Source organism: Paraglaciecola sp. L3A3, from assembly GCF_009796765.1.
Classification (GTDB): domain Bacteria; phylum Pseudomonadota; class Gammaproteobacteria; order Enterobacterales; family Alteromonadaceae; genus Paraglaciecola.
In genome coordinates, this window is sequence record NZ_CP047023.1 from 1,903,973 (window position 1) to 1,928,065 (window position 24,093).

General features: G+C 37.7%; 20 protein-coding genes. 13 read left to right on the top strand and 7 right to left on the bottom strand.

What is annotated here, in order from left to right:
• Nucleotide 1 precedes the first annotated feature (1 nt).
• Genes GQR87_RS07925 through GQR87_RS07935 form a run of 3 tightly spaced genes read left to right on the top strand, consistent with a single transcriptional unit; the run spans nt 2 to nt 3,674 of the window.
• Nucleotides 2–2,329 (top strand): PEP/pyruvate-binding domain-containing protein, encoded by a 2,328-nt coding sequence (locus GQR87_RS07925; RefSeq protein ID WP_158968187.1) that lies wholly within the window; start codon nt 2–4, stop codon nt 2,327–2,329.
• The gene (locus tag GQR87_RS07930) at nt 2,326–2,925 is read left to right on the top strand and encodes a gamma-glutamyl-gamma-aminobutyrate hydrolase family protein (RefSeq protein ID WP_158968189.1); all 600 of its coding nucleotides are present in this window, start codon (nt 2,326–2,328) and stop codon (nt 2,923–2,925) included. Before GQR87_RS07925 ends, GQR87_RS07930 begins: the two co-directional genes overlap by 4 nt.
• Nucleotides 2,922–3,674, top strand: coding sequence for an NTP transferase domain-containing protein (locus GQR87_RS07935; RefSeq protein WP_158968191.1), 753 nt, complete (start codon nt 2,922–2,924; stop codon nt 3,672–3,674). Before GQR87_RS07930 ends, GQR87_RS07935 begins: the two co-directional genes overlap by 4 nt.
• Before the next feature lie 106 nt (nt 3,675–3,780).
• On the opposite strand, the gene GQR87_RS07940 is transcribed toward GQR87_RS07935, so the two are convergent.
• Genes GQR87_RS07940 through GQR87_RS07950 form a run of 3 tightly spaced genes read right to left on the bottom strand, consistent with a single transcriptional unit; the run spans nt 3,781 to nt 5,917 of the window.
• Nucleotides 3,781–4,407 (bottom strand): FlgO family outer membrane protein, encoded by a 627-nt coding sequence (locus GQR87_RS07940; protein ID WP_158968193.1) that lies wholly within the window; start codon nt 4,405–4,407, stop codon nt 3,781–3,783.
• Nucleotides 4,408–4,460: 53 nt separating this feature from the next.
• Nucleotides 4,461–5,309 (bottom strand): FlgO family outer membrane protein, encoded by an 849-nt coding sequence (locus tag GQR87_RS07945; protein WP_233267427.1) that lies wholly within the window; start codon nt 5,307–5,309, stop codon nt 4,461–4,463.
• Nucleotides 5,310–5,317: 8 nt separating this feature from the next.
• A complete protein-coding gene (locus GQR87_RS07950) occupies nt 5,318–5,917 on the bottom strand; it encodes a FlgO family outer membrane protein (RefSeq protein ID WP_233267428.1) in 600 nt (199 codons plus the stop codon).
• Between the two features lie 386 nt (nt 5,918–6,303).
• Here GQR87_RS07950 and GQR87_RS07955 point away from each other — a divergent pair, with 386 nt between their 5' ends.
• Nucleotides 6,304–7,050 carry a hypothetical protein gene (locus GQR87_RS07955; RefSeq protein ID WP_158968195.1) on the top strand — a complete coding sequence of 249 codons (747 nt, stop codon included), beginning with the start codon at nt 6,304–6,306 and terminating at the stop codon, nt 7,048–7,050.
• A 74-nt stretch (nt 7,051–7,124) separates the two neighbouring features.
• On the opposite strand, the gene GQR87_RS07960 is transcribed toward GQR87_RS07955, so the two are convergent.
• Both GQR87_RS07960 and gap read right to left on the bottom strand, forming a co-directional pair.
• The gene (locus GQR87_RS07960; protein ID WP_158968197.1) at nt 7,125–7,961 is read right to left on the bottom strand and encodes a D-hexose-6-phosphate mutarotase; all 837 of its coding nucleotides are present in this window, start codon (nt 7,959–7,961) and stop codon (nt 7,125–7,127) included.
• Between the two features lie 105 nt (nt 7,962–8,066).
• Nucleotides 8,067–9,062 (bottom strand): type I glyceraldehyde-3-phosphate dehydrogenase, encoded by a 996-nt coding sequence (gap, locus tag GQR87_RS07965; RefSeq protein WP_158968199.1) that lies wholly within the window; start codon nt 9,060–9,062, stop codon nt 8,067–8,069.
• Nucleotides 9,063–9,387: 325 nt separating this feature from the next.
• On the opposite strand from gap, the gene malQ reads away from it, so the two are divergent.
• From malQ to GQR87_RS07990, 5 genes are all read left to right on the top strand, one after another.
• Complete coding sequence (gene malQ, locus GQR87_RS07970) at nt 9,388–11,583, top strand: 4-alpha-glucanotransferase (RefSeq protein ID WP_158968201.1); 2,196 nt, start codon at nt 9,388–9,390, stop codon at nt 11,581–11,583.
• Nucleotides 11,584–11,640: 57 nt separating this feature from the next.
• Nucleotides 11,641–13,827 carry a 1,4-alpha-glucan branching protein GlgB gene (gene glgB, locus GQR87_RS07975; RefSeq protein WP_158968203.1) on the top strand — a complete coding sequence of 729 codons (2,187 nt, stop codon included), beginning with the start codon at nt 11,641–11,643 and terminating at the stop codon, nt 13,825–13,827.
• Between the two features lie 5 nt (nt 13,828–13,832).
• Nucleotides 13,833–15,914, top strand: a complete 2,082-nt coding sequence (gene glgX, locus GQR87_RS07980; RefSeq protein WP_158968205.1) for a glycogen debranching protein GlgX — start codon at nt 13,833–13,835, stop codon at nt 15,912–15,914.
• 4 nt (nt 15,915–15,918) lie between these two features.
• Nucleotides 15,919–16,305: a peptide-methionine (R)-S-oxide reductase MsrB gene (msrB, locus tag GQR87_RS07985; protein ID WP_158968207.1), complete on the top strand. Its 387-nt coding sequence runs from the start codon at nt 15,919–15,921 to the stop codon at nt 16,303–16,305.
• Nucleotides 16,306–16,459: 154 nt separating this feature from the next.
• Nucleotides 16,460–17,613, top strand: a protein-coding gene (locus GQR87_RS07990; RefSeq protein WP_158966521.1) for an IS3 family transposase whose coding sequence is annotated in 2 segments (ribosomal slippage) — nt 16,460–16,733 and nt 16,733–17,613 — 1,155 coding nt in all. Because the reading frame shifts where the segments join, the coding sequence is not laid out codon by codon here.
• A gap of 13 nt (nt 17,614–17,626) precedes the next feature.
• On the opposite strand, the gene GQR87_RS07995 is transcribed toward GQR87_RS07990, so the two are convergent.
• Both GQR87_RS07995 and GQR87_RS08000 read right to left on the bottom strand, forming a co-directional pair.
• Nucleotides 17,627–17,824 (bottom strand): DUF523 domain-containing protein, encoded by a 198-nt coding sequence (locus GQR87_RS07995; protein WP_158968209.1) that lies wholly within the window; start codon nt 17,822–17,824, stop codon nt 17,627–17,629.
• Between the two features lie 75 nt (nt 17,825–17,899).
• On the bottom strand, nt 17,900–18,646 hold the full coding sequence (locus GQR87_RS08000; RefSeq protein WP_158968211.1) for a transporter substrate-binding domain-containing protein: 747 nt from the start codon (nt 18,644–18,646) through the stop codon (nt 17,900–17,902).
• A 566-nt stretch (nt 18,647–19,212) separates the two neighbouring features.
• Here GQR87_RS08000 and GQR87_RS08005 point away from each other — a divergent pair.
• From GQR87_RS08005 to GQR87_RS08020, 4 genes are all read left to right on the top strand, one after another.
• Nucleotides 19,213–20,676 carry a glyceraldehyde-3-phosphate dehydrogenase gene (locus GQR87_RS08005; protein ID WP_158968213.1) on the top strand — a complete coding sequence of 488 codons (1,464 nt, stop codon included), beginning with the start codon at nt 19,213–19,215 and terminating at the stop codon, nt 20,674–20,676.
• A gap of 158 nt (nt 20,677–20,834) precedes the next feature.
• Nucleotides 20,835–21,965, top strand: coding sequence for a M14-type cytosolic carboxypeptidase (locus GQR87_RS08010; protein ID WP_158968215.1), 1,131 nt, complete (start codon nt 20,835–20,837; stop codon nt 21,963–21,965).
• A 50-nt stretch (nt 21,966–22,015) separates the two neighbouring features.
• Nucleotides 22,016–23,686 carry a sodium:alanine symporter family protein gene (locus tag GQR87_RS08015; RefSeq protein WP_158968217.1) on the top strand — a complete coding sequence of 557 codons (1,671 nt, stop codon included), beginning with the start codon at nt 22,016–22,018 and terminating at the stop codon, nt 23,684–23,686.
• Between the two features lie 78 nt (nt 23,687–23,764).
• Complete coding sequence (locus GQR87_RS08020; RefSeq protein ID WP_158968219.1) at nt 23,765–24,091, top strand: hypothetical protein; 327 nt, start codon at nt 23,765–23,767, stop codon at nt 24,089–24,091.
• The last annotated feature ends 2 nt before the right edge of the window (nt 24,092–24,093 follow it).

The following is a 24,093-nucleotide window of genomic DNA, read 5'->3' on the forward strand; positions in this document are numbered from 1 at the left end:
TATGAAACTAAGTAAAGCCGATGTTTTAAAGAATCTTGAAGGGCAACTAGAAGCGGCAATAGTGCTGCCACAATTTAGTTTTACCCTTGCCATGTGGCTAAGATGTGCCACAGCTCTGTTAGACAGGTTTTATTTGCAAACGGATTGGTCAGACACAAATTTAGTGGTTCGCAGCAGTGGTTTGGCGGAAGATGGACAAAAAGCTTCACTTGCAGGTCATTTTGACTCAGTTCTAAATGTTAGTGGGCGGTCCGAATTAGAGGCTGCCATTGGTAAGGTTGTTGCTTCATTTGACCAAAAAAATATTAAAGATCAAATTTTTATTCAACCTATGTTGACCGACGTGGTTCTTAGTGGTGTGGTATTTACTAAAGAGCCATCTACGCACTCTCCCTATTACGTAATTAATTATTCACAAAGTGGCAGTACAGAATCTGTTACGTCAGGTAGTTTAAATGAAGAGTTGATTTACGTTGCAAAGTGTCAAGCGAGCGGTACTAATCCAGGTTGGGTGACTAACTTAATTGCGCTGTGTGCAGAGTTAGAATTGCAATTTTCCAATGATAGTTTGGATATAGAGTTTGCTTTTGATAAGCAGCAAAAACTGTATTTATTTCAAGTTAGGCCACTAATATTAGTAAATGAGAGTGCATTGCCAATTGTTGGATCTTTGTCTAGGCATCAGCAATTATTAGAACGAGTACACACTACTATCAGCCGTTTGAGTAAGCCCCATCCTTATTTAAATGGAGCAAAAACTCTTTTGGGTGTTATGCCTGATTGGAACCCAGCAGAAATTATTGGTATTAGACCAAATCCACTCGCGCTATCGTTATACAAAGAGCTGGTAACTAATTCGACCTGGGCTTATCAGCGCAACAATTATGGCTATAAGCAGTTGCGCAGTTTCCCACTACTGATTAGTTTGGCGGGGTTACCATATATTGATGTTAGGGTTAGCTTCAATTCGTTTGTACCCGCTGATATACCGCATCCACTGGCAGAAAAACTGGTCAATTATTATATTGAGCAATTACAAAGAAGTCCGGAAAAGCACGATAAAGTCGAATTCGATATTATTTTCTCGTGTTTTACATTGGATATTGATAAACGATTGCTAGTGTTATCTAAAGTCGGTTTTGATAAAAATGAAATTGCTCAACTTACAAATTCCCTCAAAAAATTGACCAATAATATAATTAACCCGAATGGTTTATGGACTAAGGATATCCTTAAAATTGAATCCTTACCTGCACGACGCCAAACTATTATCGATAGCGATTTGACCTCAGTTGAGAAGGTATATTGGTTATTAGAGGACTGTAAACGTTATGGTACTTTGCCATTTGCAGGTTTAGCTAGAGCGGGTTTTATTGCCGTTCAGATATTAAAATCTATGGTGTCTGAGGGCATATTATCGGATGATAATTATGAAAATTTTATGCGTTCGTTGGAAACAGTTAGTTCAAATATGGCCAAAGACAAACTAGATTTGTCTTTTAAGGCTTTTTTAGAAAAGTATGGCCACCTGCGTCCTGGTACCTACGATATTTTGTCGCCTCGTTACGACCAAGCACCAGAAAAGTATTTTAATGGAAATGATAATCACAGCAAACATCAGCTTTGTGAAGACTTTTCATTAAGTTTAAAACAATTGGAAGAACTTAAAACAAAACTTGAAACTCAGGGTATTGAGCATGACGTTATATCTTTGTTTAGGTTTATTAAGGGGGCGATTGAAGGCAGGGAATATGCGAAGTTTGTATTTTCACAGAGCCTAAGTGATGCCATTTATTTGGTAGAACAACTCGGAAACGAAATTGGGTTTAGTAAAGATGATATGGCGTATTGCGATTTATCTTCCTTATATAAAGCCTATTCTTCATCAGATGATATTCAAACCTTAATGACTAACTCCATTATTGAAGGCAAACTCTTATATCGAGATACGCAAACTCTTATTCTACCGCCTCTAATAACTGAAGCCGATGATGTCTATTGTTTTAAAATGCCTGAAGGAGAACCTAACTTTATTACTTTACTAAAGGTAGTAGCTCAGACTTGTTGTAACTTAGATGATATTGATAATTTAGCAGGAAAAATTGTTTTTATTCCTGCAGCGGATCCAGGTTTTGATTGGTTATTCTCCCATAATATCAGTGGTTTAATCACTAAGTATGGAGGAGCTAATAGTCATATGGCAATTCGAGCTGGAGAGTTAGGCATTCCCAGCGTGATAGGGGCAGGGGACGTGCTATATAATAAATGGATGAAAGCCAATTTATTGGATTTGGATGCAGGAAATCGCAAAGTGGTGGTATTACGATGACATTGATTGGAATTACCATGCGTGCCGATTGCCCAGCAGATTATGATGAAATCAGAGATGGGCTAGACCAACAATGGTTGCCGTTTTTACTTTTATGCGGCTTAACACCGATTTTAATGCCTAACAATCCCAGCCTTATTAAAACTTATCTCGAGCAGTTTGTTTTCAGTGGAATAATATTAACTGGTGGCAATAGCCCAGTGCAGTGTGGAGGTAACTCAGCTGCTCGTGACCAAGTCGATGCAATCCTAATTGACTGGGCGATTCAATATGACAAACCATTAATAGGTGTTTGTAGGGGAATGCAAAGCATTCAATTGGCATACCAGCAGTCCTTAGGTCCAGTATCCGGACATGTCAGAAAACACCAAGTCATTAATATAGACGGACAACAAAGGTCGGTTAATTCATACCATAATTTGGGTGCGAAAAGTTGCCAACTACCTTTAGAGCCTTGGGCGATGAGTGAAGATGGTGTAATCAAAGCGGTTAAACATATCCATAAAAACATTTACGGTATTATGTGGCATCCAGAGCGTAATCAACCATTTCAACAAAGAGATATTGATTTTTTCAAACAGGTATTTAGTTCATGAAGGCGATAATTTTAGCTGCAGGTGAAGGTAAGAGACTTCGTCCTCTGACTGCGAAAACTCCTAAGTCACTGGTCAGTATTTGGGGAAAGTCATTGTTGGTTCGTCAATTGGAGCAACTGAAAAAATTTGGTTTGACGGATATTACAGTGGTGACTGGCTACTGTAAGGAAAAAATTGAAAAAATCGGTGTAGATACTGTTTTTAATGAGGAATTTGACTCGACCAATATGGTGTTTAGTTTAAGCAAAATGTTAGTGAATTTGCAGCCATGCACTGAAAAAAGCACGCTTATTTTATATGGTGATGTAGCTTATTCTGATGCACATTTAGCATCTTTAATCGATTCATCCTCGGACGCTAAAATGGTGGTGTTGGGTAATACTGATTGGTTAGAATTGTGGTCACAAAGGTTGGAAGATCCCTTGACGGATGCGGAAACTTTTCAGTTTGATGAAAATTTACAATTACAGGATATTGGAAAAGTCCCTGATTCTTTGAGCCAAGTACAGGCTCAGTATATGGGTATGATAAAAGTTGATACGCTATTTCTAACCACGTTATTAGCTGATTACATAAAAAACTGTAACAGTGATAAAAGTAAAAATATGTATCTGACAGACTTGATTCAGCAAGTAGCTAATAATCATAAAGTAGAAGTTGAATTAGTGGCAGGTAGTTGGATAGAAATAGACACTATTGATGATTATAATTTGTATGCAAGTAAACGCCCTGAAGACTTTGGTTTATAATCGTATTTAGCTATTAGTATTTGTGTACTGCAGATTGCTAATCATTTTTTATTATTAAACTTCTTTCAATAACATCTTCACCAGTAATTATTATTTTAGAAATTGTTTACAATAAATTATTGGTGATTATATTAGGCAGAAATTTGGATGAAGACGCCACTACCTTATTAGTGGTGAAGTTAATAATCCGTGCATTAACAATTAAACCTCGACTATTCTTTTGCATGGTGCCAGCTAACACATAACCAATATCCACTGGGTTGTAAAACTGCTCCATATTGCGTGAAAATACAAAATCGCCTTTGTCATTAACATCTAATACTCCCATTACTTTATGATCGGCAACGGGTAGTCCTATTTGCTGTAAATCGTTGATAAAAGCTTCGGCTAATTGTATACCTAACGTATCGGTGTTTTGTAATGACGAGTCTAAATGAACAAAAGAGGCAACGACTATGGATTGAACAACCTCCATACCTCGCACGTCGTTTTTCAACTCTGCAGCCATCTGTTCGGTATATTCGCTTAATATATTAAAATGTAAACTGCGGCTATGCTCTTTAGCAGGTGAGTCAGCAATTTCTGTTGGTATTTTCATATCTTGGCATGTATGAAAAGTGCCAAGATCATCAGCGCAAAGTCTTTCGTCAGTTTTCTGTGTTAAGCCTAAACTACTACAAGCACTTAATGTTGATAACAGTGAAATAGTGATTAATCTTGTTAGTTTTAACATGGTATTTTTCCAAGTAATGTTTATGGGGAATATGAGTTGATCATATTCAAATTTTATTCTGGAATTAATCTCACCTGATTCAATGAGGTGTTTTTGACCATTTTCCCATTAGTTAATGCTACTTTATCTATATCAACAGTCTCGTTTAAAGTGATTAAAGGTCGTGATGCAGCCTGTATTAAAATTGGTTCGGATATATGGTTCGGTATTAAGCTTTGTGCAGACGCAACAACTGCCTGTGACTTAATTCCTACAATACGGGCATTGATTAAATAACCATCATTAATTTTTAGCATAGTACCGCCGACTATATAACGAGCTGGCATTTCTTCGCTTAACTCTTCGTAATCTTTACTAAAGGCAAAGTCTCCCTTTTCGGTCACCCTAATATAACCTGTTGTTTTAAAATCAATGACGGGTATTCCAAATTTATGTACTTCATGAATTAAACTTTCGGCTATTTGTATGCCAAGAATATTGGCTTGATTATAATCACTGTTTAACATCACAAAACTTGTCACAGCTACTGGTGTGGTTTCGTTTACATACTCTAGATTCGCCATTAAATCTTGCATCAAACCGCGAACATAGTAATTAATATTATGTGTGTCTGCATATTGAACTTGTTGCGGAAGTTTTTTGTTATGCTGATTAGCTTGGGTTTCGGCTTGTTGCTCTGTTTGCATGGATTGTTTGTGTTCAGTCCTAACATTATTGTTAAATTGTTTTTGAAACATTAGGCTAGATTGCAATGGATCTGCATTTTGCTCTGATGAGCTAATATTATGTCTTTGCGAAAGGTTGTCAAAGTTGGAGTTTTCATCAGTCATTTCTTCTGATCCGAAAATCGCACAACCTGATAATGTTAAGCTTATTAGTAGAGGCAATGTTTTTAGTATCATGATTATTCCTAATAGCCGTTGCGATAAATTTGGTTGTTTTTAAGGGTCACTTTTGAAGAACTCCACATGGCATCGTTTGGCACATAATCTGTGGCTGCGGCAAGCACGATATTTTCAGGCAGTTGTATTAAACGAATATTAACTACAGTGCTGTTTTCTTGAGGGGTATAAGTACCTGTCAAAAAAAAGTCAGCTGCAATGTCTTTATTTAAGTCTTGTAAATCTCTGCTTAACATTTTGTCAGCGGTGGCTGTAATTTTAATTGACGGCATAGTTTTATATTCGACTACTTTAAAGCCTGCCTGAGTGGCAAAAGTCATTAAACTTTCTTGGATTTGAATTCCGAAAGCTTGTTGTTGAGGCAAAGCCTCGCCGCTGATACCCAAAGCCGGTAAAATGGTGCCGACTGCAACTGTGCCATTATTGTCTATCATTTGAGAGGTGCTAAGTAACTGTCTTGCAAGTTTTTCTACATGTTTATGCAAAGAGTTTTGTGTTTGGTTGTTTCTGTCAGTCAGTTGTGCATTATTGTTTGTTTGATCCAACTCAGCTAGGGCACAACTAGATAAAAATATAATGAATGGCAAAACCATTAATAATTGACGCATAGATAATTCACATACTCAAAAAGTCTTAGTTCCTAGAAAGCAAAAAAAGTGCCAAGGGAGATTGACTCAAAACTTCTGTGAAAAATGGCTAGCTAACTTAAAAAGAACCCCTAAAAAATTCTGCGAGTTATTGTTAGATACACCTTGTGTTGTTATCCAACAAGATCTTCAACAACTATCACTTTTGGTTTGCTCGAATAATATTCTTATCAGTTAGTCTTATATTCATTAGAAGCAACTTGGTTAGTGTTGCTTCTTTCGCACGATACAAAGTTATTAAAAAATATAATGTATTTTTAACTCATAATGTTTTACATTTTAGCTCAGAATTAATTTTGTTATTTAACAATGGTTTATATAATTTTAACTAAACTGAAGGGATCATAATGAACACACACATACTTAAATCGAAATCTTTAATTGCGGCAACATGTTTAGCTGCTTGTTTGTCATTTAATGCTATGGCCGAAGAGGAAGATAACTCTGGTTTAGGTTTTAGTGCAAAAGTTGGTACTTTAGGTCCAGGGCTTGAACTAGATTACCGGTTTAACGATTACTTTAATGTTAGGTTGCAAGGTAATAGTTATGCTTACGACGATGATTTTGAAGAAGATGGAATTGATTACACGGGGGAACTAGATTTATCTACTTATGGTTTATTAGTTGATTGGCGTCCATTTGCTGGTACCTTCCGTTTTACCGGTGGTGCATACTCAAATAGTAATGAACTGAGAGGTAGTGCAGAAAGTGATGGCACTGATGAATTTGAAATTGGTGACCAAGAATACCGTGGTAGTAGTAGCGACCCATTAAGATTACAAACATCTGTTACTTTAGGTTCTGGGACAGCAGGTTACTTTGGTTTAGGTTGGGGCAATTCTGATCCCTCTGGTTTTATGTTTTCATTTGAGTTAGGTGTGTTGTTTTCTGGCGCTCCTGAAGTGGAGTTAGATTATAGCGGTACGGCTGTTCGTGCAGATGGTCAAGGCTCATCATTTGATGTAAATGGCTCTAGCGCAGAGGCACAAACATTTCGCGCTGAAATAGACACGGAAGTGGCAAACCTTGAAGAAGATATCTCTGAGTTTGAAATGTATCCAGTGATTGCTTTAGGTATAGGTTACCGTTTCTAAGCATTTTTTTCGTAACTGAATTAAAAATATAAAAGGGCGGATTGATTTAATCTGCCCTTTTTGTTTGCTAATACCTAACTGATTATTTGCTCTAGAGTATGAGTGTCGCCTGCTTTCACTATTTCGCCTTGAGTAATAGCGGTTTCAACACAAAGCATAGTCAGGTAACTGTCGTCTGCCATGTCAGCCATAGCAATAGATTTATCTTGCCAAGGGTTCCAAATTATCATGCTGTCGTGGCCACGGGAGTTAACAGTGGTAATTTGAGTGCCATCTAAAATATCGACTTTGGGGGCTTTATCCAGATGAACTCTGTCGGTTTCTTCTGTAAAAAAATATGGAGTAGGGGTGTCAAAACTATCAAACCCTTGGGTTTTATCTAGATACTTTCCTGACAATCCAGAAAGCTGACACTGGTTAATGTCAGAAACAGTAAAGTAACTATGTAGAGCACAATTAAATTTAAAAGCCTCAGAGCCGATATTTTTCGTTTTTAGCTGAATACTAAGCGTGTCTCCCACCAATACATCTAGTACTAATTGGGTATTACCTGCAAAACCTTCTCCTTGACTTGATGACGGTTTAATACTCACTAGTGTTCCTTTAGGCGTATCTTGACTACTAATAATTTCCCATTGTTGATCTCGAACATACCCATGGGCAGAATATTGACTATCTTTATGATCACCAAACCAAGGCCAGCAAATAGGTATTCCACCACGTATGGCTTTTTTACCGTTGAGTATAGCTTTAGAGCTTAACCACAGGCGTTCTCTATTATCATGCTTAGGCTTAAAACTAAGAATATGCCCACCAAATAAAGAAATTTCTGCTGTGGCTAAAGCATTGTCAATTTGCAGTATTTGTATGTTAGAACGAGTGATAATAATGGTTGAGTCGGTAAGTAACATGCTGGCTTCCTAATAGTGATTTTGGATCAAAAAAGGCGACTTAAGTGGGTCGCCTTTTTTATATCATTTTACCGCTAATTTAAACGGCTGATTGATGCTTTTGAATTATTTACTGATGTGGGCAACTAAATCTAGTACTTTATTTGAGTAACCGATTTCGTTGTCATACCAAGAAACTAATTTAACAAAAGTATCTGTTAATGCGATACCAGCAGTTGCATCAAATACAGATGTACGTACGTCACCAATAAAGTCTTGTGAAACCACTGCTTCTTCTGTGTAACCCATTATGCCTTTCAAGTCACCTTCAGAGGCTTTTTTCATGGCTGCACAAATTTCAGCATAAGAAGCTGGTTTTGCAAGGTTAACAGTTAAATCAACAACAGATACATCGGCAGTAGGTACACGGAAAGCCATACCCGTTAATTTGCCGTTAAGTTCAGGAATAACTTTACCAACAGCTTTAGCTGCACCAGTTGATGAAGGAATGATGTTTTGAGACGCACCGCGTCCACCACGCCAATCTTTAGAAGAAGGGCTATCAACCGTTTTTTGAGTCGCTGTGGTTGCATGAACAGTAGTCATAAGTCCATCAACGATACCGAAGTTATCGTTAAGTACTTTAGCTAAAGGAGCTAAACAGTTAGTCGTACAAGAAGCATTAGAAACAATGTCTTGTCCTGCGTAAGCATCATTGTTTACGCCCATAACGAACATAGGTGTATCATCTTTAGATGGAGCAGATAACACAACTTTTTTCGCGCCAGCTGCAATGTGTTTACGTGCAGTTTCGTCAGTTAAGAAAAGACCCGTCGATTCAACTACTACGTCTACATCGATTGCATCCCAAGCCAAGTCAGCTGGGTTACGTTCAGCAGTTACACGGACTGATTTTCCATTTACAACTAATTGCCCATCAACAACTTCAACGGTACCGTTGAATTTTCCATGAGTTGAGTCATATTTAAGCATGTAAGCCATGTAATCCGCATCTAGTAGATCGTTTATACCTACTACTTCGATATCGTTACGTTCACATGCTGCTCTGAATACAAATCTACCTATACGGCCAAAACCGTTGATGCCTACCTTAATTGTCATGCCTTGATCCTCTATAATTCGATTAATTGGCGGGACAGAAGGAAAATATTCCCCCTCTGAAATATAATTACAAAATTATGGACTATATGGACAAATAAGGCAAAATATTCCAGTAAATATGTTATTTAATTACAGTTGTTGATTATAGATCCTACTAAAGCTTGTTTTATTACTTCTAATCGTATGTTTTATATACAAATCCAGCTGGGCCAAATTGATTTAATTAAAGCAATTTTTAATAGTCTCTAATAAAAAGCATATTCGACATTGTAAATATGATCTTTTCAAAGATAATGGTCTTATTAAAATTAAAAGGGTAAACAATATGACGGCTTCATTGATTGATCATCTAGTGACTTGCTGTGGAATTGAGTCAAATTACACTGATGCTTGGGGCAAACCTACTACTATTGATAATAGTACTAAGCAAAAATTGTTACAGGTAATGGGGTATCAAGTTGATAAACCAGAATTGCTTGAGAAACAATTAGAAGATTCGACTCATAAAACTTGGCTTTCACCTTTAAATCCTGTCCAGGTGGTACGCAATAATCAAAGTTTACAAATTGTTGTGCGTCTACCCATTGAATTAGTTACAGATAACTATTTGGCTAAAGTAACCACTGAGCAAGGTGAGGTTATAGCTTATGAGTTTTCGCCAATTGATGGTCAGTTAGCCAATGTTTGTCATATTCAAGATGTTGAATTTCAAGAATACATTATTGATTTACCCTTAGCATTACCACTAGGTTATCACTCACTTGCCTTAGTTATTGATGATGACGAGTTAGCCACTATGCGTTTAATTATGGCGCCCGTAGCTTGTTTTAAACCGAAGGCGTTATTAGAAGGGCAAAAGGTCTGGGGCTTAAGTGTACAGTTATATTGCTTAAAAAGTGATTCTAACTGGGGAGTCGGAGATTTTACTGATCTCAGTTATTTAGTCGAAAAAGCTGCGGCACAAGGTGCCCATTTTATTGGTTTAAATCCTATTCATGCGCTTTACCCAGCTAACCCTGATATTTGTAGTCCCTATGGACCATCATCTCGTCGCTGGTTGAACTTTATTTATATTGATGTCACCGCCTTAGACGGCTATGAACAGACATCTGTGCAAAATATTGTTAATCACCTTGATTTTCAACAGCAACTTACCGCAGCTCGTGAGTCAGAGCAAGTTGATTATAAAACGGTGACAGAATTAAAACTCAAAGCATTAGAAAGTATTTTTGAGTATCAAAATAAAAAGCATCTTTCGAGTAACAGTAAAATTAATAAAGCTTTTAAAAGTTTTGTGGCTGATGGTGGCGATAGTCTACAAACATTAGCTGTATATGATGCGTTACAAGAACATTTAGCTAGCCAAGGTAAAGAAAACTGGGGTTGGCCTGTCTTTCCTACTGAATTTTCTGATTACACAAGCCCTAAAGTTAAAACATTTGCTAAAAAACATGCACTTAGAGTGAAGTTTTATTCGTGGTTACAGTGGCAAGCCGCATTGCAGTTTGAAAAAGCCAATGATGTTGCCATGAATAATGAAATGCATGTGGGCTTATACCGTGATTTAGCTGTGGGGGTGAGTGAAGGCAGCGCAGAAGTTTGGGGCAATAAAGCATTATATTGCACAACAGCAAGTGTTGGTGCACCTCCTGATGTATTAGGACCTTTAGGCCAAACTTGGGGGTTACCTCCTATGGATCCGGAAGTCTTATATCAACAACAATATCAACCTATCATTGATTTATTTAATGCTAATATGCATGCCACTGGTGCCCTGAGAATCGACCATGTAATGGCATTACTGAGGCTTTGGTGGGTACCTAAAGGAGAAAGCGCTAAAGCGGGTGGTTATGTTTATTATCCAGTGGATGACTTATTAGCTATTCTGGCATTAGAAAGCCACCGCCATCAAAGTATGGTGATTGGTGAGGATTTGGGAACTGTACCCGAAGAAATTAGAGCAAAACTGGCAGATAACGGTGTTTATTCTTATCGTGTGTTCTTTTTTGAACAAGCAAAGGATGGTGGCTTTTATTCGCCTAAGCATTACCCTACACAATCTATGTCGACTCTGACAACTCATGATATGCCCACCTTATCAGGATTTTGGCATTGTCATGATTTGCAATTAGGCAAAGAATTAGGCTTGTATCCTACAGAAGATATTCTGCAGGATTTGTATGCTAGTCGTCATGAAAATAAACAAGCAATTTTAGATACATTACATGGTCATAACTCAATAAGTGATGAAATTAGTTGCGATGTGAATTATGTTGGTATGAGCCAGTCGCTAAATCATGGGATGCAGTTACATATGGCAGCCGGTTCAAGTGAATTGTTAAGTTTACAATTAGAAGATTGGTTACAAATGGATAAACCCGTTAATGTACCTGGTACTTTTAATGAATATCCAAATTGGCGTAGAAAATTAACACGTAATTTACAAGACATATTTACTGATGCATCATTAGATCAGTTAGCGGCTAATTTAACTGAGGTTCGAAAGAAAGCTTCAGAATAATTTAACTTTCTATAAAGCTCAGCTATTTAGCTGAGCTATTCAATTCAAGGCGAAAATATGCAATTAGAACAAGCACTATCTCAAGCCCGTTGTACCTTTCCTTTTACCCATTTGGGTGCTCATTTTCAAGAATCATCTTCTCAATTTATTATTACTACTTGGATCCCCGGGGCCGATAAGGTTACAGTGATTGACCTTGGCTCAGGCAAAAAAATGGGTAGTTTAAAAAATGTCTCAGATAGCTATTTATTTCGAGGCTCATTCAAATTAGACCAAGCGCCAGCTGCATACGCTTTTTCTGTAATCAATGAAGGTGGCGAGTATCAGATTATAGATCCCTATCAATTTCAAGATGAGGCATACCACGCTGTTCATTATGTTGATCACAGTCCAGAAAATATATATCAGCAATTAGGCGCACAATTAATTTCTCTTGATGTTGGTCTTTCACAACCTATTCAAGCTACACGTTTTGCCGTATTTGCCCCTAACGCTAGTGCGGTTTCAGTGGTTGGAGATTTCAATTATTGGAATGGCTCTTGTTTGCCTATGCAAAAAACGGATTTTGGTTATTGGGTCTTAGTCGTGCCTAATGTCGCCGCTGGTGCAAAATATAAATACCAAATTAAAGATGCTGGGGGAGCTGATTTACCTCATAAAGCGGATCCTGTTGGCTTTTCTGCTGAACAATACCCGTCTTTAAGTTCGGTTGTATATGATCATTATAGTTATCAATGGCAAGACAATGCTTGGTTGAAAAAGGCCAAAAAAGATAAATATAAACAAGCTATGAGCTTTTATGAATTGCATCTAGGTTCATGGAAAAGACCAGATAAAGAATCAGGTAAAGAGTTTTTAACTTATCGAGAATTGGTTGATGAGTTAATCCCTTATGTGAAAGACATGGCTTATACTCATATCGAAATTATGCCTGTTTCTGAATTTCCATTTGATGGTTCTTGGGGATATCAACCTGTTGGGCTGTTTGCGCCAACTAGTCGTTTCGGTAGTCCAGATGATTTTAAATATTTTGTTGATCAGTGCCATCAAAATGGCATAGGTGTGGTGATTGATTGGGTACCTGCCCATTTTCCTGAAGATGGTCATGGTCTGGCAAGGTTTGATGGTACACATGTTTACGAATATGAGGATCCCCGTAAAGGTTGGCATCCTGATTGGAACTCTTGTATTTATGATTTTGGTAAAGACACAGTTAGACAATTTTTAGTGGCTAATGCCTTGTATTGGCTTGATAAATTCCATATCGATGGTTTAAGAGTCGATGCCGTAGCGTCTATGTTGTACTTAGATTATTCTCGAGAAGACGGCGATTGGATCCCTAACGTGGACGGTGGCAATCACAACTACGAAGCTATCAGTTTTTTACAATGGATGAATAAAGAGGTTTACGATAAATATCCTAACGCTATCACCATTGCTGAAGAGTCCACCTCATTTCCTAAAGTGTCTCGTCCTGTTTTTGAAGGCGGATTAGGTTTTGGATTTAAATGGAATATGGGCTGGATGAACGATTCTTTACATTATATTGCTAAAGATCCTTGCTACCGCCGTTATCACCACAATGAAATTACATTTAGTTTAGTTTATTCGTTTGATGAAAATTTTGTCTTGCCTATTTCACATGATGAAGTAGTACATGGTAAGGGATCTTTATTGCGTAAAATGCCAGGTGATGAATGGCAACAAGCTGCTAATGTGAGAGCTTATGCTGGCTTTATGTACGGCCATCCAGGTAAAAAATTAAACTTTATGGGCAATGAAATTGGTCAATCACATGAGTGGAATCATGATAGTTCTATTGATTGGCATTTGTTGGAGTTTGATAAACATAAAGGGATCCAAAATTTATATCGTGACCTAAATAAAATGTATGCCAAATATCCGGCTTTGTATGAAATGGAACATGAGCATCAAGGTTTTGAGTGGATAGATCATGGAAATGCTGATCAGAGTATTTTATCTATGCTCAGAAAATCAAAACAACAAAAAGTCTATGTAGTAACAAACTTTACTCCTATTACCTACGATGACTTCAGGTTAGGGGTACAAGATGAAGGTCAGTATCAAATAATTTTGAATACTGATGATAAAAAGTATTGGGGAAGTGGATATAAAACCAATAAAAAATCTGAAGCGGAAGCATTACCTTGGAATAATCAAGATTATTCTATTCCTCTGCCGTTACCCCCATTAGCTAGTTTATTTATAATTTTTAAAGGATAATTTTTGTGACCTCTACCTATCATGCCCATGCAGGGAAACCCCATCCATTAGGCGCTAATATTAGCAATAAAGGATGTAATTTTGCTGTGCATTGTCCTAATGCTGATGGAGTGGAACTGTGTTTATTTGACCAAAATACAGAAGAGCAAATTGCTGTTATTCCCATGCCAGCTAAAACCGGCAAAGTATGGCACTGTTATATTGAAAATATCACAGAGGGTCAGTTATATGCTTATCGAGTTGTAGGAGAAAACCAAGCCAATATGGGCCTGAAGTTTGATAACGACAAACTGTTGATCGATCCCTACACCAAAGCTTTGAACAGACCACTTGTTTGGAATAAAAAGCAATATCAAGGTGATAGCCAATTTATGATCCCTAAGGGCATAGTGCTAGCACCTAAAAAAACAGAAAATAGAATAGAGAAACCTAAAATCGCCCTTGAGCAGACTATTCTTTATGAAGCTCATGTAAAAGGTTTAACCCAGTTACATCCTGATGTACCGGCTAAACATAAAGGGAAGTTTTTAGGTGTCTCTCATCCATCGGTTATTAAACATCTTAAATCTTTGGGTATAACCGCTATTCAATTAATGCCTGTGTCGGCATTTATGCCAGAGCCCTTTATTACTAATAAAGGCTTAACTAATTATTGGGGATACAACCCCATTAATTATTTTTGTCCTGATCCTAGATATGTAGTAAACGATGCGGTAGCCGAATTTAAAAGCATGGTGGATAGTCTGCATCAAGCTGGCATTGAAGTGATCTTAGATGTGGTGTTTAATCATACTGCAGAAGGCGGAGCTGATGGGCCAATTTTGTCTTTTAAAGGATTCGATAATTCGTCATGTTATTTGTTTGAACGCAATGACTATGGCGCAATTGATTATGGTAAATATGTCAATAATTCGGGCTGTGGTAATAGTGTTAACACCGCTTTTCCTTATGTACAAAAGATGGTCATGGACTCGTTACGTTATTGGGTGCAAGAGATGGGCGTAGATGGCTTTAGATTTGATTTAGCCGCTAGTTTAGGCCGTGACCCTTATGAGTTTTCAACTCTTTCTGGTTTTTTTAGAACCATTCGTCAAGATCCTGTGTTAATTACTAGCAAATTAATTGCCGAGCCATGGGATATTGGCCACGGTGGCTATCGTTTAGGTCAATTTCCTTCAAATTGGCTTGAATGTAATGATAAATTTCGCGATACCGTTAGGGCTTTTTGGCGTGGAGATAAAGGCCAAACGAGTGACTTTGCTACCCGTTTATTAGGCTCAAGAGACGTCTTCTCTCAAGAAAACCGTTCGATTTTAACTTCAGTGAATAATGTCAGTTACCATGATGGTTTTACTTTACATGACATGGTCACCTATGCAGAACGTCATAATGAAGCCAATGGTGAACAAAACCGGGATGGTCATGGGCATAATTTGTCGGCAAATTATGGTGTTGAAGGCGAAACAACTGACAAAGAGATCTTAAGAATACGAGAAAGACAAAAACGGAATCTTTTTGCCACTTTATTGTTATCTCAGGGGACGCCACATGTTTTAGGTGGTGATGAACTGAGCCGCACACAGCAAGGCAATAATAATGCTTATTGTCAGGACAATGAAATTAATTGGCTAAACTGGTCGTTAAATGAAAGACAACAAGATTTTTTAATCTTTTGTCAGCAAATCATTAAGCTACGTAAAGAAAGTGAAATGTTGCATCATTTAAATTTGAAAGATGATGGTTATATAAATGGACATAACGTAGAAAAAATTTATTGGTACCGTCCAGACGGTGAACGTAAAGTTGAAGACGATTGGCAAGATCATAATAATCAAGCTTTTGCTTTGGAGCTCAGAGGACGTGAAATTGAAGGCTCATCACACCAGGAACATTGGTTATTAATTTTTAATGCCAGTGACCATGATGTTTGCTTCCATTTACCTACCTTTTGTAAAGGCGATAGTTGGCAAATTAAACTTGATACTCGTTATGCCAAATGGTCTGAACAACCAGATGTAAAAATTAGACATAAACACCTACAGGCAGGTCGCAGTATTTGTGTGTTTAAATGTGTAGCAGAGGATTGAATATATGAAATTATTAGATCAAGAATGGCGCGAAAAACTCACTGATGAAGAGTTCAGAGTTTGCCGACAAAAAGGTACCGAACGGCCTTTTACTGGCAGCTTGTTAGATGTTAAAGACATGGGGGACTATACGTGCACCTGTTGTGGTAACAAACTTTTCGATTCAACGGATAAATATGATTCAGGTTGTGGGTGGCCTTCATTTTCAGCACAAAGTGCAGAGCAAAACGTTGAATATCACAGTGACGACTCATTAGCTATGCAGCGTATTGAAATTGTCTGTAAGCATTGTGATGCACATTTAGGACATGTGTTTGACGATGGTCCTAAACCTACAGGAAAGCGTTATTGTGTGAACTCTGTGTCGATTAAGTTTAATCAAAAAAGTTAAACTTATTGCATAAGTGCATGCTAAAGCATGCGCTTCGCTTATTTATGTACTGCGTACACTAAGATTATTCGCTGCACTTACCTGCATCTGTAATGGTTTAATGAAACTGGAGAGATTTATAGCTTAAAATAAACAAAATCTCGTAGGTATTAACATGACTAGAAAAGCAAAAGTAACCTTCACCCCGAAACAGAAATTAGAATACGCCAAATTGATGGTAGAAGATGGGTATACCAATAAACAGGTTGAAGAAATATCAGGTGCAGGCAGATCAGCCGTATCACGTTGGAAGCGTCAATATCAATCTGAGTTGCAGGGTGTTACACCAGAAAACACCAAGGCATTAACAGATGAGCAGCAAAGGATCCAAGCGTTAGAAACGCAACTTAAGCGAGCATTAAGGGATAATGAAATATTAAAAAAAGCCACCGCTTTCTTCATACGCAACAATCCAGACTTAATGTAATGAAAGAAATGAAGAAAGCTCAACTTGGCTATACCACCACCGAGTTATGTCGTTTATTTGAAGTGAGTAGTAGCCGTTATTATTACCACCCTAGGCCTCCTAATAGCGATGATATTGCATCATCGATTCAGTCGATAGCAGAAGTGACAGGAAATACTTATGGTAAGCGCAGAATGCAGGTTGAACTGAATGCGCTAGACCACAACATTGGTTTATATAAAACGGCTACACTCATGAAAAAACTAAACATAAAGGCGATTAGGCCTAAGAAGAAACATTATTATCCAGATTCAGGTGTTGAACATAAATATGCGCCCAATTTACTCAAGCGACAATTTAGTCCTGATACCTATAATACTCATTGGGTTGGCGATATAACCTATATCAGACATCATCATGGCTGGAGCTATTTAGCATGTGTCTTAGATCTATCAACTAAAGAAATCGTGGGTTATGCATTATCGACAAAGCCTAACGCGGAATTGACAAAAACAGCATTGAATAATGCAATAAAACGTCAAGCACCCAACACACATAAGTTAATGTTCCATTCAGATCAAGGTGTCCAGTATTCAGCTATATCATTTAGAGAACGGCTTGCTCAATTAGATATCACACCTAGTATGAGTCGCCGTGGAAATTGTTGGGACAACGCCGTTATGGAGCGTTTTTTTAGAAGTTTAAAAACGGAGAGACTGAATCACCTTTCATTTTTAAACCATCAATCAGTGATATGCGAAGTTGAACAATATATTCAGTTTTATAACTATAAACGTCGGCATTCTGTCTTAGATTATATGACACCACATCAGAAATATAATGAACTTAAAAATGCGGCTTAAAATCTCTCCGAAATTAGTTGACCATTACAGTTTCTCTAGGAGCACCAAGTCCTATATGCATTTCGGGGCAAAATGGTACAAATTGAAAATAATCTTTTAATACGCCTGTGATAAAGGCATTTTTTTTATGGCCGGCATCAAAACGTACGTTTTCGCCTAATAAACAGCTGCTTACGCCAATTTTGATGTCAGATGATATCGCTTTATTCATAGGGCTTTGGTTCACTAAATTGTGCAGTTAAAAGTAATTCTACATGTAAGTTAAGTCCGCGCTTTGTTTTGTTATTCAATGCTTTGCTTGGTACTGGTGATATATTTGGTACATTAAATCTGGTTTGTATTGTTTTTTGACTTCGGCTCTAAGCTTACTAATTAAAGTTCTATGTGCGGATTTTTTTGAAAAGTGTAACCATATTTCTTTTTCAGAAAGGTTGAATGGTCGACCGAACTCGTTCATGTTTTTCCCTAACGCTGCGACATTGTATTCAATAGCAACCAAAGAGCCGGCTAACGCATCTACTCTGTTCAAGCTAAGTAGTTGAATACCTTGTTGATAATTTCTAACTTCAAGTTTGCGTAATTGAAAATCACGATCAAACGCTTTTGATAGACTGGCAGAACGAATCACTGCAAATTGTTTTAAAAGGTGCAACTGACTATAGCTACTAAGTTCCTTACCTAATTGAGGTAGTACTATAACTTTGGCTTTAGAAATAGGCCCGATGAAATCAGCATAATCTTCTAGTTGTGTATTTTTGTAAATAAGAGTGAGATCTAATGTGCCTTGTTTAATACCAAATACAATACGTGCGTAAGGGTAGGGGACTAACTTAAACTCTATGCCCGTTTTTTCTGCTAGTAACTCAAAGTAGTTAACTACAGTACCAACCAACAGCCCATGCTCATTTACTTGTGCAAAAGGTGGAAATTCTGGAACTCCCACATTTAACACTACCTCTGATTTCTTGCCTTGGGCGGTAAATGACAGCAGTGTGGTTTGCAGAAATATAAGTATTAATAATGACTTGAACATATTTCCGAGCCTCTGATGAAACACAAATTTATCATACATAATCATCATGTTATGTAGAGTAAAACTCAATACTTAGCTTATGTCTGCAGCACTCTGCAATTTTATGTGTTATCTGCTGCTGTTATGCAAGCGAGTCTTGTAGTGGTGGCACAACTTGCTTTTTACGGCTCATTATTCCATCAATCTATACTTTGCCATCCAATCAGTGGGGTCGCCCATAAGTCAGCCGTTGTCATAGACGTTGATCTTTTGTTTGTTCTATTTCCTAGCCTCTATTTACTATCTACTGCTATATTTTTTTGTTTTTTTTCATGAAAGTTAATTTCATTTTTCAGCCAAATATATAGTCATTATCCCTCGGCAAAATCCACTATTTTCTCGAATTGTAGTTTTACCAATATACTTGTTGAAAACTTACTTACATAAATAACTCAATTAGCTTTTTTACTAAAAACTTGTAACTTTACAACAGTTTGGCTAACTGCCATTCCTTCTTTAGAATGCGCGCGATTAGAGCCTGTTGCTAGGTGCAACCAGGAGATCGTTAACTAAGATGGGTCTGAGCAATGAATCAAAAGTTAGAGCAAGAATTATTAAGTAGTTGGCAAGAAAGGCAAGAGTATGCGGAGCAAATGTTGCCAATATTGGGCAGTTTGTACCGTAATAAATCGGTAGAAATCTCAGTTTATGGTCGCTCTTTATTAGGCGTGAGTGCGATAGATATTATCAAAGCTCATCGTACCGTTAGGTTAAAAGAACAACAAAAGTTGCGTCTTAGAGAAAGTTGGCCTTTGTTGCAAGCTTTGCAAAAAAAGACCTTAGCACCGGCACATATCGACTTAGGTAAATTGGCTTATTCTTATCATTTTGATCCTGCTTTTAAAGGGTTATCTATTGAGCAATATTTAACTAAACAGTTAAAAGATATTTTAGATGTTAAGCAACCTATTGAAGTTCAAGATGTTGTTTTATATGGATTTGGTCGTATTGGTCGACTTTTAGCCAGGTTATTGATTGAAAGACAAGGCAGTAATAATAAACTGCGATTAAAAGCCATAGTTGTACGCGGTGGCAAAGAGGGCGATTTAGAAAAACGCGCGAGTTTATTACGCCGAGACTCTGTGCACGGACCATTTAACGGTAGCATTACCGTAGATAAAGAAAAAAATGCTATTAAGGCCAATGGCTCATACATTCAGGTTATTTATGCTAATAGCCCAGTTGAGGTCGATTATACTCAATATGGGATAAAAGATGCGATTGTAGTAGATAACACGGGTATGTGGCGGGATGAAGATGGACTAGGTCAACACCTTAAATCTAAAGGGGTTAAAAAAGTATTACTGACCGCACCAGGTAAAGGCAATATTAAGAATATTGTATATGGGGTTAATCATCAGGATATTGCTCAGGCTGATACTATTTTGTCTGCAGCAAGTTGCACGACAAACGCAATTACCCCGGTATTAAAGGTGATAGATGAAAAATTTGGTATTAATAGCGGTCATGTAGAAACCGTGCATTCATTTACGAATGACCAAAACTTAATCGATAATTTTCATCAAGGAGACCGCAGAGGACGCAGTGCTGCTCTTAATATGGTGATAACAGAAACCGGTGCAGCTAAAGCTGTATCTAAAGCCTATCCTAATCTGCATGGAAAGCTAACAGGTAGTGCTATTCGAGTGCCTACACCAAATGTGTCATTAGCTATTTTGAATTTACATTTAAAAGAATCATTACAAAAAGAGCAAGTAAATGCTTATCTGAGAGATATGGCATTATTTTCATCTTTGCAGCATCAAATTGATTATACCGCCTCCACTGAAATTGTATCTTCAGATTTAGTAGGAACCAGAGCGCCAGCAGTGGTCGATTCTCAAGCCACAATTGTCGCCGGTGATCGAACCACTTTGTACGTTTGGTATGACAATGAATTTGGTTACAGTTGCCAAGTTTTAAAAGTGATTCAGCATATGGCCAATATTGTTCCTCCAACTTTACCTGAGTCATTACCGATTCAATTATAACTGTGCTCAATCTTGGCTGGATCCACAGCTAATTTGGGATTGTATGAATAAACCTGCTGATGAAGCAGGTTTATTCAATGGTTTAATGGCATAGGGTCTAGGCGAGTGAAAGCAGACTGTGGTAGATTAGATGGAGGTCTATTTCTAGGAACGATGCAGTGAGAGTGAGTAGCAATTTTGACAGTGGGAATATTCAAGTTATTCGCGCTGAAGATCCCCAAAACATTCAACTAAGTATTCAAAAAGACAACCAATCTGATTTTTATCAATGGTTTCATTTTAAACTAGAAAGCACTGCTTTTATCTCGCACCAATTGACCATCACAGATCTCGCAAAGTCTGCTTACCCAGAAGGTTGGCAAAATTATCAAGCAGTCGCATCTTATGATAGGCAAGAATGGTTTAGAGTCGATACCGAATTTGATGGCGATAATTTGCTTATTCAACATACCCCTGAATTCGACCATATATATTATGCGTATTTTACCCCTTACAGTTATGAACGACATTTAGATTTATTGGCGTGGGCGCAAAAATCTATTTTTTGTCAACAAGAATACTTAGGGTCAACACTTGATGGCCGTGATATGTCTTTATTGGTGATAGGTGAACCAGAAGAAGGTAAAAAAGCCTTTTGGATCACCGCTAGGCAACACCCTGGTGAAACTATGGCCCAGTGGTTGGTTGAAGGTTTATTAGAGCGTTTATTAGATGAAGAAGACGCTTTATCTCGATCGCTATTAGATCATATCGTATTTTATGTGATGCCTAATATGAACCCTGATGGGGCTGTTCGTGGTCATCTTAGGACCAACGCTAACGGGGTTAATTTGAACCGTGAATGGGCAACACCAAGTTTGGAAAGTAGCCCAGAAGTCTATTTGGTGAAACAAAAAATGCAACAAGTTGGTGTCGATATGTTGTTAGATGTGCATGGTGATGAAGCTTTGCCCTATAACTTTGTGGCGGGTTGTGAAGGTAATCCAAATTATAATGATAGATTAAAAGCACTTGAAGACACTTTTAAGCATGCTTTGTTGAATATCACGCCAGAATTTCAAGATGTGCATGGTTACTCAAAAGATGAGCCAGGCAAGGCAAATTTAACCCTTGCGGCTAATGCTATTGGTCATGAGTTTGATTGTCTTTCTTATACCTTAGAAATGCCTTTTAAAGATAATGTTGAATTACCTGATCCTATATATGGTTGGTCTGCAACTCGATGTAAACAACTCGGGGAAGATGTCTTAGTGGCTATGCGAGCAGTATTAGCTCAGTTAAATAAATAAAAATATAATCAATTAATTAACAATAAAAATGAGCTAGAAAGGGGAATAATGTGGAAGCGTTTCATGGTTTTTTAAGCTATTTAGATAGCATCTTAGGGGGCGCTTGGTGGTTCCCTTATGTGTTATTAGGTACAGGGTTGTTTTTTACTGTTTACCTTAAATTTCCTCAAGTGAGATATTTTAAACATGCGTGGAAAGTCGTTATAGGTAAATATGATAAGTCCGATTCGCCAGGTGATACTACTCATTTTCAAGCATTAACTACTGCCTTGTCAGGTACTGTTGGTACAGGGAATATTGGTGGCGTTGCTTTTGCTTTATTTTTAGGTGGGCCGGCTGCCTTATTTTGGATGTGGGCGACTGCATTTTTTGGTATGACTACTAAATTTGTTGAAGTCACCTTGTCCCATAAATATCGTGATAAAACGCCTGATGGTACTATGGCTGGTGGCCCCATGTATTACATGGATAAACGGTTGAATATGAAATGGTTGGCCGTTGCTTTTGCTGTGGCGACTGTTATTAGTTCATTTGGTACAGGTAATTTACCGCAAAGTAATAGTATTGCCACAAGTGTAGAAGCCACCTTTGGGTTTGAGCCAATAGTTGTGGGAAGTGTGTTAGGTATTTTACTGGCTTTGGTTATTCTAGGCGGCATTACACGTATTGCAGCTGTGACATCTAAGATTGTGCCGCTAATGGCACTCATATATTTAGTCGGCGCGTTTGCGGTAATTTTTGCCAATATTGAAAATATTGGCCCTGCCTTTGTTTCAATCTTTTCTGATGTCTTTACAGGCTCTGCTGCTACAGGCGGGTTTTTAGGTGCGACTATAGCTTATGCATTTAATAAAGGGGTGAATAGGGGCTTGTTTTCTAATGAAGCAGGCCAGGGGTCGGCACCTATCGCTCATGCTGCAGCAAAAACTGATGAACCGGTATCTGAAGGTATGGTGTCTATTTTGGAACCTTTTATTGATACCATTATTATTTGTACTATTACGGGGTTAGTGATTTTGTCATCAGGGGTATGGAAAGAGAAACATCTTAACACTTTCGATCGTTCTGATATGTATATTTTAGCCGGTGATTATGTAGAATCAGACGCAGATGATAGAAAAACTTTGTATAACTATATTAATAATTTAGGTGACCACGGCGTCAGTCAATTTACTGGTGATATCCAAGTGGTAGACGGTAAAGCAGTGAATAAAGGTTTTACCATTTTTAACGCACGTTCCTTCGCAGATAATGTGGTTTTCACTTTTGGTCAGCCTGAAGATAACTATAGCGGCACTTTAAAAGTAGTTGATGGTAACTTAGTGAAACAAAACATTGCTGTCAGTGGCGAATCGTTAATTCATTCAGCCAGTTTGACTGCATTAGCTTTCACTAAAGGTTTTTTTGGTGAGTCAGGTAAATACATAGTTTCAATTGGTTTGTTGTTATTCGCCTTTTCAACTGCTATCGCTTGGTCATATTATGGTGATCGGGCAATGACTTACTTATTTGGGCCACGCTCAGTTATGCCTTATCGAGTTATTTATGTGGCTGGTTTTGTTTGGGCGGCTGTGTCTGACACCACATTAGTGTGGACTTTGTCTGCTGTGGCAATTGTTGTCATGACATTACCTAACTTATTTGGTATTTTCTTGTTACGTAAAGAAATGAAAGAATCTGTTGCCGAGTATTGGGATAGATTTAATAAAGAAAACAAATAATTTATTTTAATTATATTTAATTTAAATAAAAGCGCGGCTAAATGTCGCGCTTTTCTATGTATCATTAGAGAGGAAAAAATGGCGGTAGTAGATTGCCCTTCTTGTAGTAAAAAAATTTCTGATAAAGCAAAAAGTTGTCAGCACTGTGACTTTAACCTTGGCAATGCAAGCCAAGAAGATATTGCTCGCAAACAAAACCTGAACAAATACCTCAAAAAACAAAACGTTCAAACTCAATCTATGGTGGCCATGCTGTTATTTGTTGCTGGTTTTGGTTTTATGTATTGGGGAGGTGCGGCACCTGATGATCTGCAATATAAATTAGCGGTTGCTGTCGCCATTCTAGGTTTTGTTTGGTACATAGTGAATCGAGTTCGCTTAGTTTTTCTGAAAAGGTCAGATTAACT

Bases quoted from the DNA above. Each gene is read 5' to 3' on its own strand.
- GQR87_RS07925 (WP_158968187.1), top strand. From the start codon at position 2: ATGAAACTAAGTAAAGCCGATGTTTTAAAGAATCTTGAAGGGCAACTA.
- GQR87_RS07930 (WP_158968189.1), top strand. From the start codon at position 2,326: ATGACATTGATTGGAATTACCATGCGTGCCGATTGCCCAGCAGATTAT.
- GQR87_RS07935 (WP_158968191.1), top strand. From the start codon at position 2,922: ATGAAGGCGATAATTTTAGCTGCAGGTGAAGGTAAGAGACTTCGTCCT.
- GQR87_RS07940 (WP_158968193.1), bottom strand. From the start codon at position 4,407: ATGTTAAAACTAACAAGATTAATCACTATTTCACTGTTATCAACATTA.
- GQR87_RS07945 (WP_233267427.1), bottom strand. From the start codon at position 5,309: ATGATACTAAAAACATTGCCTCTACTAATAAGCTTAACATTATCAGGT.
- GQR87_RS07950 (WP_233267428.1), bottom strand. From the start codon at position 5,917: ATGCGTCAATTATTAATGGTTTTGCCATTCATTATATTTTTATCTAGT.
- GQR87_RS07955 (WP_158968195.1), top strand. From the start codon at position 6,304: ATGAACACACACATACTTAAATCGAAATCTTTAATTGCGGCAACATGT.
- GQR87_RS07960 (WP_158968197.1), bottom strand. From the start codon at position 7,961: ATGTTACTTACCGACTCAACCATTATTATCACTCGTTCTAACATACAA.
- gap (WP_158968199.1), bottom strand. From the start codon at position 9,062: ATGACAATTAAGGTAGGCATCAACGGTTTTGGCCGTATAGGTAGATTT.
- malQ (WP_158968201.1), top strand. From the start codon at position 9,388: ATGACGGCTTCATTGATTGATCATCTAGTGACTTGCTGTGGAATTGAG.
- glgB (WP_158968203.1), top strand. From the start codon at position 11,641: ATGCAATTAGAACAAGCACTATCTCAAGCCCGTTGTACCTTTCCTTTT.
- msrB (WP_158968207.1), top strand. From the start codon at position 15,919: ATGAAATTATTAGATCAAGAATGGCGCGAAAAACTCACTGATGAAGAG.
- GQR87_RS07995 (WP_158968209.1), bottom strand. From the start codon at position 17,824: ATGAATAAAGCGATATCATCTGACATCAAAATTGGCGTAAGCAGCTGT.
- GQR87_RS08000 (WP_158968211.1), bottom strand. From the start codon at position 18,646: ATGTTCAAGTCATTATTAATACTTATATTTCTGCAAACCACACTGCTG.
- GQR87_RS08005 (WP_158968213.1), top strand. From the start codon at position 19,213: ATGAATCAAAAGTTAGAGCAAGAATTATTAAGTAGTTGGCAAGAAAGG.
- GQR87_RS08020 (WP_158968219.1), top strand. From the start codon at position 23,765: ATGGCGGTAGTAGATTGCCCTTCTTGTAGTAAAAAAATTTCTGATAAA.